Origin of the sequence: Jiangella rhizosphaerae (assembly GCF_003579925.1) — a bacterium.
In the GTDB taxonomy this organism is placed as follows: domain Bacteria; phylum Actinomycetota; class Actinomycetes; order Jiangellales; family Jiangellaceae; genus Jiangella; species Jiangella rhizosphaerae.
Genome location: NZ_QUAL01000142.1, coordinates 1 through 14,829, shown reverse-complemented (window position 1 = coordinate 14,829; position 14,829 = coordinate 1). Strand labels below are relative to the sequence as shown.

14 protein-coding genes and 1 pseudogene are annotated in these 14,829 nt (G+C 73.6%); 9 read left to right on the top strand and 6 right to left on the bottom strand.

Annotated features, from left to right (window positions below):
- The 3 genes and pseudogenes from DY240_RS31985 to tsaD form a co-directional block, all read left to right on the top strand.
- Window positions 1-218 (top strand): annotated as a pseudogene (locus DY240_RS31985) (tRNA (adenosine(37)-N6)-threonylcarbamoyltransferase complex dimerization subunit type 1 TsaB); the annotation flags it as partial.
- On the top strand, window positions 215-697 hold the full coding sequence (gene rimI, locus DY240_RS14370) for a ribosomal protein S18-alanine N-acetyltransferase (protein WP_199701511.1): 483 nt from the start codon (window positions 215-217) through the stop codon (window positions 695-697). The pseudogene DY240_RS31985 and the gene rimI, both read left to right, overlap by 4 nt.
- An 8-nt stretch (window positions 698-705) precedes the next feature.
- Window positions 706-1,755: a tRNA (adenosine(37)-N6)-threonylcarbamoyltransferase complex transferase subunit TsaD gene (gene tsaD, locus DY240_RS14365; RefSeq protein WP_199701507.1), complete on the top strand. Its 1,050-nt coding sequence runs from the start codon at window positions 706-708 to the stop codon at window positions 1,753-1,755.
- Here tsaD and DY240_RS14360 read toward each other — a convergent pair.
- Both DY240_RS14360 and DY240_RS14355 read right to left on the bottom strand, forming a co-directional pair.
- A complete protein-coding gene (locus DY240_RS14360) occupies window positions 1,752-2,399 on the bottom strand; it encodes an HAD family hydrolase (protein ID WP_119660541.1) in 648 nt (215 codons plus the stop codon). The genes tsaD and DY240_RS14360 overlap by 4 nt on opposite strands.
- 142 nt (window positions 2,400-2,541) lie before the next feature.
- Window positions 2,542-3,843, bottom strand: coding sequence for a cytochrome P450 (locus DY240_RS14355; protein ID WP_119660540.1), 1,302 nt, complete (start codon window positions 3,841-3,843; stop codon window positions 2,542-2,544).
- A gap of 82 nt (window positions 3,844-3,925) precedes the next feature.
- Between DY240_RS14355 and DY240_RS14350 the strand changes: the two genes are divergently transcribed.
- Window positions 3,926-5,530, top strand: coding sequence for a glycoside hydrolase family 3 protein (locus DY240_RS14350; protein WP_199701504.1), 1,605 nt, complete (start codon window positions 3,926-3,928; stop codon window positions 5,528-5,530).
- A gap of 5 nt (window positions 5,531-5,535) precedes the next feature.
- Here the strand turns inward: DY240_RS14350 and DY240_RS14345 are convergent, their stop codons facing one another.
- Together DY240_RS14345 and DY240_RS14340 are read right to left on the bottom strand one after the other, a co-directional pair.
- The gene (locus DY240_RS14345) at window positions 5,536-6,708 is read right to left on the bottom strand and encodes an amidohydrolase (RefSeq protein ID WP_233552739.1); all 1,173 of its coding nucleotides are present in this window, start codon (window positions 6,706-6,708) and stop codon (window positions 5,536-5,538) included.
- Between the two features lie 4 nt (window positions 6,709-6,712).
- Window positions 6,713-7,843, bottom strand: a complete 1,131-nt coding sequence (locus tag DY240_RS14340; RefSeq protein WP_119660539.1) for a glutamate--cysteine ligase — start codon at window positions 7,841-7,843, stop codon at window positions 6,713-6,715.
- A gap of 321 nt (window positions 7,844-8,164) precedes the next feature.
- Here DY240_RS14340 and DY240_RS14335 point away from each other — a divergent pair, with 321 nt between their 5' ends.
- Window positions 8,165-9,133, top strand: a complete 969-nt coding sequence (locus tag DY240_RS14335) for an NAD(P)H-dependent flavin oxidoreductase (protein WP_119660538.1) — start codon at window positions 8,165-8,167, stop codon at window positions 9,131-9,133.
- The gene (locus DY240_RS14330) at window positions 9,130-9,843 is read left to right on the top strand and encodes a glycerophosphodiester phosphodiesterase (RefSeq protein WP_119660537.1); all 714 of its coding nucleotides are present in this window, start codon (window positions 9,130-9,132) and stop codon (window positions 9,841-9,843) included. The genes DY240_RS14335 and DY240_RS14330 overlap by 4 nt, the downstream gene beginning before the upstream one ends.
- Window positions 9,844-10,441: 598 nt before the next feature.
- Here DY240_RS14330 and DY240_RS14325 read toward each other — a convergent pair.
- Together DY240_RS14325 and DY240_RS14320 are read right to left on the bottom strand one after the other, a co-directional pair.
- Complete coding sequence (locus DY240_RS14325) at window positions 10,442-10,903, bottom strand: NUDIX domain-containing protein (RefSeq protein WP_119660536.1); 462 nt, start codon at window positions 10,901-10,903, stop codon at window positions 10,442-10,444.
- Between the two features lie 14 nt (window positions 10,904-10,917).
- A complete protein-coding gene (locus DY240_RS14320; RefSeq protein ID WP_119660535.1) occupies window positions 10,918-12,096 on the bottom strand; it encodes a class I SAM-dependent methyltransferase in 1,179 nt (392 codons plus the stop codon).
- A gap of 183 nt (window positions 12,097-12,279) precedes the next feature.
- On the opposite strand from DY240_RS14320, the gene groES reads away from it, so the two are divergent.
- The 3 genes from groES to DY240_RS14305 all read left to right on the top strand — a co-directional run.
- The gene (gene groES, locus DY240_RS14315; RefSeq protein ID WP_111255010.1) at window positions 12,280-12,579 is read left to right on the top strand and encodes a co-chaperone GroES; all 300 of its coding nucleotides are present in this window, start codon (window positions 12,280-12,282) and stop codon (window positions 12,577-12,579) included.
- 85 nt (window positions 12,580-12,664) lie between these two features.
- Window positions 12,665-14,278 carry a chaperonin GroEL gene (groL, locus tag DY240_RS14310; RefSeq protein WP_119660534.1) on the top strand — a complete coding sequence of 538 codons (1,614 nt, stop codon included), beginning with the start codon at window positions 12,665-12,667 and terminating at the stop codon, window positions 14,276-14,278.
- Between the two features lie 74 nt (window positions 14,279-14,352).
- Window positions 14,353-14,829: hypothetical protein (locus DY240_RS14305; protein WP_119660533.1), on the top strand; the 477-nt coding region annotated here is incomplete at its 3' end.

Genomic DNA, 14,829 nt, shown 5'->3' with positions numbered 1-14,829 from the left:
CCGGCCTCGCCGAGCGGCGGCTGCCCGCCGCGGGCGCCGGGGCGCGGCTGTACCCCGACGCGTTCGCCCGCGCGCTCCAGCCCGAGTACCCGTCGGCCGCGCACCTCGCCGCCGCCGTCGTCGCCCGGGCCGTCGAGATTCTCCCGCCCGACCCGCTCTACCTGCGCCGCCCCGACGCCACGCCGCCGAGTGCGCGCAAGAGCGTCCTCACCCGGTGACGACCGCGCTGCGGCCGATGCGCCTCGCCGACCTCGACGCCGTCGTGCCGCTGGAGCAGGAGCTGTTCGCCGGCGACCCGCCGTGGTCGGCCGAGCAGTTCCGCTCCGAGCTGGCCGGCGTGCCGGACACCCGCTGGTACGTCGTCGCCGAGGCCGGCGGAGAGCTGGTCGGCTACGCCGGCCTCCAGGCGCCGGCGCTGCCCGGCGACCCCGCGGACGTCATGACCATCGCCGTCGCACCGGCCCACCAGCGCGGCGGTGTCGGCACACTGCTGATGGCGGCGCTCGAGACGGAGGCCCGGCGCCGCGGCGCCGGCGAGCTGCTGCTGGAGGTGCGCGCCGACAACGAGCCGGCGAAGACGTTCTACGCGCGGCACGGCTTCGAACGCATCGCGGTGCGGCGCAAGTACTACGGCGGCGGCCGTGACGGACTGGTCCTGCGGAAACGGCTGCGGACCTCGGCGGAGACGGAGCGATAATCATCGGCGTGAGCGACCAGCCCCTGATCCTGGGCATCGAGACGTCCTGCGACGAGACCGGCGTCGGCCTGGTGCGCGGCACCACGCTGCTCGCCAACGCCGTCGCCAGCTCCGTCGACGAGCACGTCCGCTTCGGCGGCGTCGTCCCCGAGGTGGCCAGCCGCGCGCACCTCGAGGCGATCGTGCCGACGCTGCGCAGGGCGCTCGACGAGGCCGGCGTGGGCCTGTCCGACGTCGACGCCGTCGCCGTCACCGCGGGTCCGGGCCTGGCCGGGGCGCTGATGGTCGGGGTGTCCGCGGCCAAGGCGCTCGCCGTCGCGCTGGACAGGCCTCTCTACGGCGTCAACCATCTGGTCGGGCACGTGGCGGCGGAGCAGCTGGAGAACGGCCCGCTGACCGAGCCCGTCGTCGCGCTGCTGGTGTCCGGCGGGCACACCGAGATCCTCCTGGTCGAGGACATCGCGACCTCGGCGACGCTGCTCGGCCAGACCCTCGACGACGCCGCGGGCGAGGCGTTCGACAAGGTCGCCCGGCTGATCGGGCTCAAGTACCCCGGCGGGCCGAACATCCAGCGCGCCGCGGCCGACGGCGACCCCGCGGCGATCCGCTTCCCGCGCGGCCTCACCAGCCAGCGCGACCTGGAACGGCACCGCTACGACTTCTCCTTCTCCGGCCTCAAGACGGCGGTGGCGCGCTGGGTGGAGACGGCCGAGCGGGAGGGCCGGGCCGTCCCGGTGGCCGACGTGGCCGCGGGTTTCCAGGAGGCCGTAGCCGACGTGCTGACGAAGAAGGCGGTGCTGGCCTGTCAGGAGCGCGGCATCTCGACCATGGTCCTGGCCGGCGGCGTCGCGGCGAACGCCCGGCTGCGCGACCTCACCCGCGAGCGCTGCGCCGCGGCGGGCATCGAGCTGCGCCAGCCGCGGTTCTCGCTGTGCACCGACAACGGCGCGATGATCGCGGCCCTCGGCGCGGCGGTCGTCGAGCGCGGCCTGCCGCCGTCGTCGCTGGACTTCGCCTCCGACTCCTCACTTCCGGTGACGCAGGTGCTGGTGGGCTAGAGCCGCTCGAGCGCCGCCGGGAGCGCGGCGATGTCGGCGAGGACGGTGGTCGCGGTCGCGGCGAGGACGGCCGGATCGGGCGGGAAGTGCGGGTTCGGCACGGCGATCACCGTCAGGCCGGCGGCGTGCGCCGACCGCAGCCCGTTGGTGGAGTCCTCGACGGCCGCGGCCCGCCGCGGGTCGACGTCCAGCCGGCGGGCGGCTTCGAGGTAGACGTCCGGGGCCGGCTTGCCGGCGGCCACCTCCTCGCTGGACACGACGACCGGCACCACGGCGGTGAGCCCGGCGAAGGAGAGGAACGCCTCGATCAGCACCGGCGGCGACGAGCTGGCGATGCCGACGGGCAGGCGCGCGGCCACGGCGCGGACGGCGTCGGCGGCGCCGTCGATGACCGGCGGCGCGTCGGCGTAGCGGCGGGCCATCTCGTCGACGACGACCTTCGCGGCCTCGTCGGGCGTGAGCGCCGCCCCGAGCTCGTCGACCAGGTACGTCGCCCACTCCGGCGTGCTCATGCCCTGCATCGCCCGCGTCGCCGCGTCCGTCCACGCCCCTCCGTGCTCCGCGACCACCGTCCGGCGCACCTCGTCCCAGGCTCGCTCGGAGTCGACCAGCACGCCGTCGAGGTCGAAGACCACCGCATCCATGCCGTCACGCTACCGATCCCGCCGCCGCGGCCGGTCCCGGCGGGGGTCGGGTGTGCTTTTCGACGTGTTGGCACAGGTGTCAACAGTTGGCATCTGTGTCAACACCCTCGAACGGACATCCCGGCCCGGCCGCGGACCATGCTCAGCGAGGCTCGGGGATGAGCCAGAGGCCGCCACGGGGGCGCAGGGTGATCAGCGGGTCCAGCCGCAGGGGCCAGCCGGGGACGGGGCGCAGCCGCCAGCGCGCCACGATGGCCGCCAGGCCGAGCACGGCCTCGGTCCAGGCGAAGCCCTCGCCGATGCAGCGGCGCAGGCCGGCGCCGAACGGGAAGAACGCCCATCGCGGCCGCTCGCGGCCGGTCGCGCCGCCGCCGTCCAGCCAGCGGCCGGGGTCGAACGAGAACGGCTGCGGCCACCAGCGCGGATCGTGGTGGACGACCCACTGCGGCAGGACGACGAGGTCACCCGGCTGGATGACGTGCCCGCCGACGGGGTACTCGGACAGCGCCTGGCGGCCCATCATCCACGACGGCGGGTAGAGCCGCAGCGCCTCGGACACGACCGCGCGGCACAGCGGCAGCCGGTCGGCGTCGGACGGCCCGGGGACGCCGACCGCGTCGACCTCGTCCTGCACCGACGTCTGCACGGACGGGTGCGCCGCCAGCAGGTGCAGCGCGAACGCCAGCGTGTTCGCCGTCGTCTCGTGGCCGGCCAGCAGCAGCGTGGTCGCCTCGTCGCGCAGTTCCTCGGGCGACAGGCGGCCGCCGCGGTCCGGCCCCGGCACCAGCGCGGACAGCAGGTCGCCGCCGTCGTGGCCGGAGGACGTGCGCTCCGCCACCACCGAGTCGACCAGGCCGTGCAGCCGCTTCCGCCCGCGCTGCAGCCGCCGCAGCGGGCCGACCGGCAGCCCCTGCAGCTTCTCGCTGAACGGCAGGAACGCCAGCTTGTACGCGCTCAGGAGATCGGCCAGCGCGCCCTCGACGGCCCCGACGTCGACGGACGCGCCGAGCAGCGTCGTGCCGGCCGTCTCCAGCGTCATCCGCACGGTGGCCGCGTGGACGTCCAGCGGCTCCCGCGCCGGCCACGACGAGGACACCGCGACCGCGCGGTCGATCATCACCGACGCGTAGCCGGCGATCCGCCGCGAGTGGAACGCCGGCTGCACGAGGTCGCGGTGGTGACGGTGCACGTCGCCCTCGGCGGTGAGCAAGCCGTCGCCGAGCACGACACGGGCCCGCTGCAGCACCATGCCCTTGCGGAACGCGGCCGCATCGGTGACCAGCACGGAACGGACGTGGTCGGGGTGCGCCAGCTGCCACACCGGGAACGGGCCGAGCCGGAAGCGGGCGACGTCGCCCTGGTCGCGGTGCGCGGAGGTGACGAAGCGGAGCCGATCGGACTGGAACGCGAGCAGGTCACCGACGACCGGCAGCGGGCGGCGCATACCTCCGACGCTACGAGCGGGCCGCCGCCCCCGCCACCCGTTCGCTCACGGGACGGACGGCCGCCGTGGCAGACTGGCGGAAATGCGGCGACTGCTCCTCCTCCTCGCCGGCACGCTGCTGCTGGCCTCCTGCGGCTCCGGCGACGGCGACACCGGCGGCCCCAGCCCCACCGGCGGCTCCACCTCCAGCACGCCGACCACGACACCGTTGCCTACGCCTCCGCCGCCGCTGGCCTGGGGACCCACCCAGGAGGAGTACGACCACGCCGCCGCGCTGGTCGCGGACATGCCGGTCGAGCGGCAGGCCGGCCAGGTCATCGTCGCCCGGTACGCCGGCCTCGAGCCGCCGGTCGGCCGGATCGAGGAGCTCGGGCTCGGCGGCGTCATCCTCATGGGCGACAACGTCGAGTCGCCCCAGCAGGTCACCGACGCCACCGCGGCGATCCAGCGGGCCGGCGGCGACCGCGGCTACCCCGTCATCATCGGCATCGACCAGGAGGGCGGGACGGTCGCGCGGATCAAGGCGCCGGCGACGGAGTTCCCCGCCTACATGACGCTGGGCGCGTCGCGCGACACCGCGACGGCCGAGCAGGTCGCCCAGGCCAGCGGCGAGGAGCTGCGGGCCATGGGGCTGACCATGGTGTTCGCGCCCGACGCCGACGTCACCACCGGCCCGGACGACCCCACCATCGGCACCCGGTCGGCGTCGTCCGACCCGCAGGTCGTCGCCGAGACGGTCCAGGCGTCGCTGCGCGGCTACGCGCGGTCGGGCATCGTCGCGGTCTCCAAGCACTTCCCCGGCCACGGCTCGGTGCCGGCCGACAGCCACGAGGAGCTGCCGGTGCAGACGGCGAGCCTCGACGAGCTGCGCGCCCGCGACTTCGTCCCGTTCCGGGCGGCGGTGGAGGCGGGCGCGGAGGCGATCATGGTCGCGCACATCGACGTCGAGGCCGTCGACGCGGGCGTGCCGTCGTCGTTGTCGCCCGAGGTCATCGGTCTGCTGCGGAACGAGCTGGGGTTCGACGGCCTGGTCGTCACCGACGCGCAGGACATGGCCGCCATCAGCCAGGGCTACGGGTCGGGCGTGGCCGCGGTGAGGGCGCTGGCCGCCGGTGCGGACCTCGTGCTGATGCCGGCCGACGCCGAGGCGGCGCACACCGCCATCGTCGACGCCGTCGCGAGCGGTGAGCTGCCCGCCGAGCGGCTGGCCGAGGCGGCCACGCGCGGCGTCGCGCTCATGCTGCACCAGGCGTCCGGCCCGGCACCCGACCCGGCCGCGGTCGGCGCGCACGAGGAGTTGTCCTACCAGGAGTCGCTGGGCGGCGTGACCGTCGTCGCGGGCGCCTGCGAGGGGCCGCTGGTCGAGGGGGTCGTCCGGGTCGTCGGCGGCGAGGAGGCCGACCGCGTCCGGTTCGACGAGGCCGCCGCGGCCGCCGGGCTGACGACCGACGCGAACGCGCCGACCACCGTGCGGCTGCTCGGCGGGACCGAGCCCGGCTCCGGCGACGTCGTGGTCGCGCTGGACCGTCCGTACGCGCTGGGCGCCAGCGACGCGCCGGTCAAGATCGCGCTGTACGGGCGGACGCCGGGGGCGTTCCGCGCGCTGGCCGAGGTGCTGGCCGGCACGTCGCCGGCCCGTGGCACGCTTCCGGTCGCCGTCGACGGCGTCGAGCGGCCGGGCTGCTGACGCCGTCAGCGCGAGGCGGTGAGCGCCGCCAGCGCCGTGGAGACGAACACCCGGACGCCGTAGGCCAGCGCCTTCTCGTCGATGTCGAAGTCGCCCTGATGGAGGTCGCCCATCTTCGCCAGCGCGCTGCCGTGCACCCCGATGCGGGCCAGCGCCAGCGGCACGTGCTCGCCGTACCAGGCGAAGTCCTCGCCGCCCATGCTCGTCGACGTGCCGGTGACGGCGTGAGCGCCGAGCTCGGCGGTGACCGCCTGGCGCATCAGCGCGACACTGGCTTCGTCGTTGACCACCGGCGGCACGCCGCGCTCGTAGTCGATCTCGACCCGGGCGCCGCTGGGGTGGGCGATGTCGCGCACGACGGCGCGGACGTACTTCTCGGCGTCGGCCCAGGCCGCGTGGTCGAGGACCCGGACGGTGCCGCGCAGCACGCCCGACGAGGGGATGGCGTTGGGCGGGCCGCCGGCCTGGATGGACCCCCACACCAGCGAGAACCCGGCGCGGACGTCGATCTGCCGGGCCAGGATGGCCGGGGCGTCGGCGGCGATGCGCGAGATGGCGTCGACGAGGTCGACCGTCAGCTGCGGCCGGGCGGTGTGGCCGCCGGGGCCCGCGACGCGCACCTCGACGAGGTCGCAGGCCGCCGTGATGGGGCCGGTGCGCATGCCGATCTGGCCGACCGGCAGCCGCGGGTCGCAGTGCAGCGCGAACGCCCGCTCGACGCCTTCGAGCGCGCCGGCGGCGATGACCTCGCGGGCGCCGGCCATGATCTCCTCGCCGGGCTGGAAGATGACCCGCACCCGGCCGGGCAGCTGCGGCACCTTCGCCAGCGCCAGGGCGGCGCCGAGCGCCATGACGGTGTGCGCGTCGTGGCCGCAGGCGTGGCAGACGCCGTCGACGGTGGAGCGGTAGGGGACGTCCTTGAGGTCGGGCAGCGGCAGGGCGTCGATGTCGGCGCGTAGCGCGATGGTGCGCGAACCGGTGCCGATGTCGACCACCACGCCGGTGCCGCGCGGGAGCACCCGCGGCTCGAGCCCGGACATGCGCAGCTGCCGGACGAGGAGATCGGTGGTCTGGTGCTCGTTCAGGCCGAGCTCGGGCCGCGCGTGCAGCATGCGGCGCAGCGCCGTGAGTTCGTCGGTATGCAGATCGAGCCAGCTCGCAAGCCAGTCGTAGGTCACTCGGTCACAACCCCGTCGCCATCTCTTCCAAGAGGCTGTCGACGACCTTGGTCAAATCACCGCCGTTCGCCTCTGCAATTGTCCGCTGCCGCTGATAGCTCGCACCCTGCGCGACAATGCGTTCGATGCCGGCGAGCTCGGCGGTGCAGGACAGTCTACGGGCAATGGGCATGAGTTCGTCGGCCAAATCGAGCAATGCCCTGCGCACGGGCACGACGGTGTCCTGGTCGTCGACGATGATCTCGGCGTCCAGGCCGAACCGGGCCGCGCGCCACTTGTTCTCGCGGACCACCCAGTTCTTCGGCGACGGCAGCCGGTAGCCGCGGTCGATCTCGCGGTCGAGCCGCTCGACGAGGCACTGGGCCAGCGCGGCGATCGTGCACACCTCGTCCAGCGTGGGCAGGCCGTCGCAGATGCGCAGCTCGACGGTGCCGAAGTCGGGGTGCGGGCGGATGTCCCACCACACCTCGCGGACGGAGTCGATGGTCTTGGTGGAGATCAGCGTCCCCATGTAGCTCTCGAACTGGTCCCAGCCCGACAGCTGGTAGGGCAGCCCGGCCGTGGGCAGCGCCTCGAACACCTTGCTCCGCGACGACGCCAGCCCGGTGTCGTGGCCCACCCAGTAGGGCGAGGACGCCGACAGCGCCAGGAAATGCGGGACGTACGACGTCAGGGCGTTGACAATGGGAATGACTTTCTCCGGCGACCGCACCCCGACGTGCACGTGGACGCCGAAGATCTGCAGCCGGCGGGCCAGCCACTGCAGGTTCTCGACGAGCTGCTCGTAGCGCGGCTTCGGGCTGATCTTCTGGCTGTTCCAGTTGGTGATCGGGTGGGTGCCGGCGCACATGAGCGCCAGCCCCCGGCGGTCGGCGGCCTTGGCCACCGTGCGCACCGTCTCGGCGAGGTCGGCGCGGGCCTCGGCGACCGTGTGGCACACCCCGGTGACGACCTCGATGGTCGACTGCAGCAGCTCGTGCTTGGCCTTGGGGTGCTCCGCGGCGCCGGCCGGGCGGATCTCCTCGAGGATCTCGACGGCGCCCGAGGTGAGCTCGCGGGTCTCTGGGTCGACCAGTTGCAGTTCCCATTCCACGCCCAGGCTGCTGTGGTCGGACGGTGCGAAGGGGATCTGCATGTCCGGAAGTGTTACACGCCTTCCGGTAATTACGGAATGCCCAATCTCACGCCTTTTGCGGGGTGAAACCGCCGGCCTTCTTGACAAGAGGCATCGCTTCGCCAACGAGTGCGAGTCACGGGCATTTCGCCCGGCGGGGACGACTCGCACCCGGCGCGGCCAGCGTCGGGCATGGGCAGTCGGTGAGCGGGCTGGCTCAAGATCCAATTTTCGCAGGCCAGGGGCCCCGTCGCAAGATGCCGTCCGCGCCTGCGCGGCGAACGGCCTTGCCGCCGCCGATCCGTCTGCGCGACGATCGCAACGGCGGGGAAGGGGGTCTCGATGCGGACTCCGCTGTGTGACGTGCTCGGGATCGAGGTCCCGATCATCTGTGCGCCGTTCGGGCCTTGGGAGCAGGTCGAACTGGCCGCCGCGGTGTGCGGGGCAGGCGGGCTGGGCAGCCTCGGGACGGCGGTGACCCCGCTCCCGGTCCTGCGTGCCCAGTGGGCCCGGCTGCGCCGGCTCACCGACCGCCCGTTCGCGGTCAACCACACGATGCGCCCGTTCGACGCGGAGGCCTTCGAGGCGACGCTGGCCGAGCGCCCGGCCGTCATCTCGTTCCACATCGGCGACCCGGGTGAGCTGGTCGGCCGGGCGCACGAGGCCGGCATCCGGTGGGTCCAGCAGGTCTTCGACCTGGATCAGGCGCGCCGCGCCGTGGAGCTCGCTGTCGACGTGATCGTGGCGCAGGGCGGAGAGGCGGGCGGCAACGGCGGCCAGATCTCCACGATGGTGATGGTGCCGGCCGTCGTCGACATCGCCGGCGACATCCCGGTGGTCGCGGCCGGTGGCATCGCCGACGGCCGCGGGCTGGCGGCCGCGCTGGCGCTGGGCGCCCAGGGCGTCGCACTCGGGACCCGGTTCCTCGCCAGTACGGAGGCCGCCGTCGCCGCCGACTGGAAGCGGGCCATCGTCGACGCCGCGCCGCTGGACGCCGTCAAGGTCACCTTCGCCGACGCCGTGCTGCCGCCGCTGTCGTCCGGCGGGCATCCGGCGACGCCGCGAGTGCTGCGCACGCCGTTCGTCGACCGGTGGAACGCCGACCCCGGAGGTGCCGCCGCCGCGTCCACCCGGCTCCGCGGCGAGGTCCTCGACGCGCTCGCGGCCGGCCGGCTGCACGAGTACCTGCCGTTCACCGGCCAGTCCGCCGCCCTGGTCCACGACGTCCTGCCGGCACGGGAGATCGTCGAGCGGGTCATGGCCGAGGCCGGCGAGGCCCTGGAGGGCGCGTTGCGGCGGCTGCCGCGATGAGGACGCCGCCCATCACACCGCCCGTCCTGTTCGCGCACCGCGGTGCCATGGCGCGGGAGCGCGAGAACACGCTGCCGGCGTTCGAGCTGGCACTGCGCCTGGGCGCGACGGGCCTCGAGAGCGACGCCTGGGTGACCGCCGACGGCGTCGTCGTGCTCGACCACGACGGCGTCGTGGGGCCGCGGTTCCGGCGCCGGCCACTGTCGTCGCTGCGGCGGTCGGAGCTGCCGGCGCACATGCCGTCGCTGGCCGACCTGTACGCCGCGTGCGGCACGGACTTCGAGCTGTCGCTGGACGTCAAGGACCCGGCCGCGTTCGAGCCGGTGGTCGCGGCCGTCCGGGCCGGTGGCGTGCCCGAGCGGACCTGGCTGTGCCATCCGTCGCTGGACGTGGTGACGCGCTGGCGGGCGCTCGCGTCCGACGTCCGGCTGGTCGACTCCACGCGAGTGAGCCGCCTGCAGGACGGCGTCCGTGGCCGGGCCCGCACGCTGGCGGCGCGCGGCATCGACGCGGTCAACCTGCACTGGCTCGACTGGACCCCGATCTACGTCGACCTGTTCCACGAGGCCGGCGTGCACGCGTTCGGCTGGGACGCCCAGAGCAGTGCGGCCATCGACCGCCTCCTCGCCACGGGCGTCGACGCCGTCTACGGGAACCACGTCGACCGTCTGGTCGCGGGTATCGCCCGCCACTATCCGGCGTCGGAATGATCGCCGAGTGGACGTGCGTCGGTGGACGTGGGCTTGGGTTCCCCGTCCCCCTGCTGCCCCATTCTCTTGCCGCGCAACCGCGCCTCAAGTCCGCGCGCGTGGTGGTCGGGCTTCGCTGTGGTCGGGGCGCTTGGACTTGACCCGCGGTTACGCGGCCAAGAACGGGCAGCTATCAGGGGGACGGGGAGGATGTGGGCACGCCTCATGCTTGGCGTGCCCGTTTCGCGTGCTTTGTCGGGGCGGCGGCGCGCGATGATCATCCAGGATCGTCTACATCACGAGGATTGTCTGAGCATCAACACCCCTACAGCCGTGGTGATGCTGGAATAATCCTCGTGATGGCCCCCGAATCACGGCGGAATCTCACCTGGTGGACGCTCCACGACACCAACGCCACACCGAAAACGGGGCCAACGCCCCAGACGACCGTCGCCGCTCTTCCCCCGTCCCCCTGATAGCTGCCCGTTCTTAGCCGCGGGCGCGCGGGTCAAGCGGTCATCGCCGGCGCGAAGCGCCCAACAGTCCGCTTGAGGCGCGCGTGCGCGGCCAAGACAATCGGGCAGCAGGGGGACGGGTCCAACGCATGCGAACGAACCGTTCAGACGACGCCGGCCAGCCGGTCGAGGAACGCGGCCTGGGCCTTGACGATCTTCTCCCGGGCGACGTCGAGCGGGAACCACTCGACGCGGTCGACCTCGGGGAACTCCTGGGTCCGGCCGGAGCGCGGCGGCCACTCCAGCTCGAACGTGCCGGGGACGACGGCGGACGGGTCGAGGTCGCCGCGCAGCGCCCACGCCGTCACCGTCTTGCCGCCGGACTGCTTCACCGTGCCGAGCTCGACCAGCTCGCCGTCGGGCACCGGGAGGCCCAGTTCCTCGGCGAACTCGCGCCGGGCGGCGGCCTCCGGCAGCTCGTCGGGCTCGTACTCGCCCTTCGGCAGCGACCATGCTCCGGCGTCCTTCTTCGCCCAGAACGGCCCGCCCATGTGCCCGAGCAGCACCTCGACGCCGTCCGGTCCGTCGCGGTGGAGCAGGATCCCCGCGCTCTGCTTGCCCGCCATGAGGGTGGAGTCTGTCAGAGCGGCTCGGCGACGATGACGGTCGCCGCGCCGGCCACGCGGGTGACGACGAACATGGCGCTGCGGTCGCCGCGTGGCCGGACCGCCGCCCGCAGCTTCTCGGGCTCGACGCCGACGCCGCGCTTCTTCACCGTCAGCACGCCGACGCCCTGCTCACGCACGTACCGCCGCAGCGCCTTCACGTCGTACGGCAGCGTGTCGAGGACGCGGTAGCCGCGGGCGAACGGAGTGTTCACCGCCGCGCCGGCCGTCACGTACGCGATGGACGGGTCCAGCAGCCCGCCGCCGACCAGCGCGGCCGCCGCCGTCACCAGGCCCGCCCGGATCACGGCGCCGTCCGGCTCGTACAGGAACCCGCCCAGCGGGCGGACGACCGGCCCGGGGTCGTCGCGGTCGGTGAGCGTGGCGCCCGACGGCAGCAGCGTCGCCCGCCGCCGGACGCCGTCCGCCGCCAGCGCGCCGGACCACAGCGCCGCCTCCTTCACCTCGCCGCGCTCGGACACCCATTCGGCCTCGACGCCGTCAGGGATCCGCTCGTGCGGCAGCCCGGGCGCCACCTTGACGCACGCCGTCCCCGCCAGCAGCGACAGTACGAACGACCACGGCGGCCGGTACGCGTCGGGGTCGAACACCCGGCCTCGGCCGCCGCGGCGGGCCGGGTCGCAGACGACCGCCGCGAACGCCGTCCGGTCCACCGTCGTCGCGTCGGCGCACTCGACCCGCGCGGAAGCGGTCAACCCGAGAGCGTCGACGTTGGCCGACGCCACGGCCGCCGTCAGCGGGTCCGCGTCGACCCCCGTCACCGTCAGGCCGGCCCGGGCCAGCTCGACGAGGTCGCCGCCGATGCCGCAGCACAGGTCCGCGACGGCCGCGCCGGGACCGAGTGCCGCGGCCAGCCGTGCGGCCCGGTGCCGGGCGACGGCGACCCGGGTCGCCTGCTCGTAGCCGTCGACCGTGAAGAACATGCGCGCCGCATCGGCCGGCGCGAACTTGTCCACCGCCCGCGCGCGCAGCCGCGCCTGCGTCAGCGCGGCCGCCACCAGGTCCGGCTCGTGCGTCCGCCGCAGCCGGGTGCCCAGCGCGAACTCGTCCTCGCGTCCGTACGCCGCCGAGGCCTGCGCCAGCAGCGCGGCGCCCGCGGGGCCGCGGAGCGCGTCGAACGTGGCCGTCTGCACGGCGCCAGCCTCTCACCCCCGCCGCGGACTAGCACTCATCTCGACCGAGTGCTAACTTGAGGGTTGGCACCCTCACCATGAGAGTGCCAACGGCCGAGGTCGCCGGCACCCGCGACGACGGCGACGTACGGCCGGTCCACCAGCAAGCATTCGTGACATCCCGCGAAAGGGGAGGTCAGACAAGTGTCGGTCTCCATCAAGCCACTCGAGGACCGTATCGTGGTCAAGCCGCTGGAGGCGGAGCAGACCACGGCGTCCGGGCTCGTCATCCCTGACACCGCCAAGGAGAAGCCCCAGGAGGGCGAGGTCGTCGCCGTCGGCGAGGGCCGCTGGGACGACGAGGGCGAGAAGCGCATCCCGCTCGACGTCAAGGTCGGCGACGTGGTGCTCTACTCGAAGTACGGCGGCACCGAGGTGAAGTACGGCGGCGAGGAGCTGCTCATCCTCTCCGGCCGTGACGTGCTGGCGATCGTCCAGAAGTGACGCGCTGACGCCCTGACCCGGCCTTTCCACGGCTCGGGTCGGGGCGTTCCACGTTTCGCAAGACATCGAAAGGGACCGGTTCCCCATGCCCAAGATCCTCGAGTTCGACGAGGACGCCCGCCGGCGCCTGGAGCGCGGTGTCGACGCCCTCGCGAACACCGTCAAGGTGACGCTCGGCCCCAAGGGCCGCAACGTCGTCCTCGACAAGAAGTTCGGTTCTCCCACCATCACGAACGACGGCGTCACCATCGCCCGCGAGGTGGAGCTGGAGGACCCGCACGAGAACCTCGGCGCTCAGCTCGCCAAGGAAGTCGCCACGAAGACCAACGACGTCGCCGGTGACGGCACCACCACCGCGACGGTGCTCGCGCAGGCCATGGTGCACCGCGGCCTGAAGTCCGTCGCCGCCGGCGCCAACCCCATGGGCATCAAGCGCGGCATCGACGCGGCCGTCGAGGCCGTCCGGGCGAAGCTCGTCGAGTCCGCCCGCCCCGTGGACGAGAAGTCCGAGATCGCCTCGGTCGCCGCCATCTCCGCGCAGGACCAGACCATCGGCGAGGTCATCGCCGACGCGTTCGACAAGGTCGGTAAGGACGGCGTCATCACCGTCGACGAGTCGCAGACCTTCGGTACCGAGCTCGAGTTCACCGAGGGCATGCAGTTCGACAAGGGCTACCTCAGCCCGTACTTCGTCACCGACCAGGAGCGTCAGGAGGCCGTCCTCGAGGACGCCTACATCCTGATCCACCAGGCCAAGATCTCCTCCGTCAGCGACCTGCTGCCGCTGCTGGAGAAGGTCGTCCAGTCCGGCAAGCCGCTGCTCATCGTGGCCGAGGACGTCGAGGGCGAGGCGCTGTCGACGCTCGTCGTCAACAAGATCCGCGGCACGTTCACCTCGGTCGCCGTCAAGGCGCCGGGCTTCGGCGACCGCCGCAAGGCGATCCTGCAGGACCTCGCCGTCCTCACCGGCGGCCAGGTCGTCGCCGAGGAGCTGGGTCTCAAGCTCGACCAGGTCGGCCTCGAGGTGCTCGGCACGGCCCGCCGGGTCGTCGTCACCAAGGACGACACCACCGTCGTCGACGGCGGCGGCTCGCAGGCCGACATCGACGGCCGGGTCAACCAGATCCGCTCGGAGATCGAGAACACCGACTCCGACTGGGACCGCGAGAAGCTGCAGGAGCGGCTGGCCAAGCTGGCCGGCGGCGTCGGCGTCATCAAGGTCGGCGCGGCCACCGAGGTCGAGCTGAAGGAGCGCAAGCACCGCATCGAGGACGCCGTGTCGGCGACGCGCGCGGCCATCGAGGAGGGCATCGTCTCCGGCGGCGGCGCGGCCCTGGTGCACGCCCGGTCGGCCATCGACGCCCTCGACCTGTCCGGCGACGAGGCCACCGGTGCCGACATCGTCCGCGGCGCGCTGGTCGAGCCGCTGCGGTGGATCGCCGAGAACGCCGGCGAGAACGGCTACGTCATCGTGGCCAACGTCGAGAACGGCACGCCGGGCCACGGCTACAACGCCGCCACCGGCGAGTACGGCGACCTCATCGCCGAGGGCGTGCTCGACCCCGTCAAGGTGACCCGTTCCGCGGTCGCCAACGCGGCGTCGATCGCGAGCCTGCTGCTCACCACCGAGGTCCTCGTGGTCGACAAGCCCGAGGAGCCCGAGCCGGTGGGCGGCCACGGGCACGGTCACGGCCACTGAGGTCTGTTCGTCCGGACGACGGCCCGGGTCCCCTGCGTGGGGGCCCGGGCCGTCGCTTTGAGACGATGTCCGGCGTGAAGTCGTCGCGCCGCTGGGTCCTCGTGTGGTTGCTACCGGTGGCGGTGTCATTGGCCGCGTGCGGTTCGGGGCCGGCCGACGCGGACGAGCTGGCCCAGCGCGCCGCGTCCGTCGGCGTCGACCCGGAGGTCGTCTACGCGGTCTCGCTGGACGGGTTCGAGCCGGTCTCGCAGTCCGTGGGCGTGTCCGGCGAGGCCGGCTTCAGCGCCGCGTACGTGTCGGACGCCGGTGAGCTGGCGATGCTCACCACCGACCCGCGCGGCGCGGCCGACACCGGCTGTGCCGTCGTCGACGACCAGCACGAGTGCGTCGCCGTGCACGACGGTGTCGCGGTGCGGCTGTCGGCTGCCGCTGGCGCCGTCGACGAGGAGACGCTGCGCGCCGCGGTCGAGGGCGCGCACCCGCCGTCGGCGGACGAGCTGGCCGCGCTGTTCGCGGACGCGCCCGGCGGCGGCGCGCCCGTCGACCGCGGC

Coding starts and splice junctions, on each gene's coding strand:
- DY240_RS14360 (WP_119660541.1), bottom strand. CDS start 2,399: ATGGATGCGGTGGTCTTCGACCTCGACGGCGTGCTGGTCGACTCCGAG.
- DY240_RS14355 (WP_119660540.1), bottom strand. CDS start 3,843: ATGCGCCGCCCGCTGCCGGTCGTCGGTGACCTGCTCGCGTTCCAGTCC.
- DY240_RS14350 (WP_199701504.1), top strand. CDS start 3,926: ATGCGGCGACTGCTCCTCCTCCTCGCCGGCACGCTGCTGCTGGCCTCC.
- DY240_RS14340 (WP_119660539.1), bottom strand. CDS start 7,843: ATGCAGATCCCCTTCGCACCGTCCGACCACAGCAGCCTGGGCGTGGAA.
- DY240_RS14335 (WP_119660538.1), top strand. CDS start 8,165: ATGCGGACTCCGCTGTGTGACGTGCTCGGGATCGAGGTCCCGATCATC.
- DY240_RS14330 (WP_119660537.1), top strand. CDS start 9,130: ATGAGGACGCCGCCCATCACACCGCCCGTCCTGTTCGCGCACCGCGGT.
- DY240_RS14325 (WP_119660536.1), bottom strand. CDS start 10,903: ATGGCGGGCAAGCAGAGCGCGGGGATCCTGCTCCACCGCGACGGACCG.
- groL (WP_119660534.1), top strand. CDS start 12,665: ATGCCCAAGATCCTCGAGTTCGACGAGGACGCCCGCCGGCGCCTGGAG.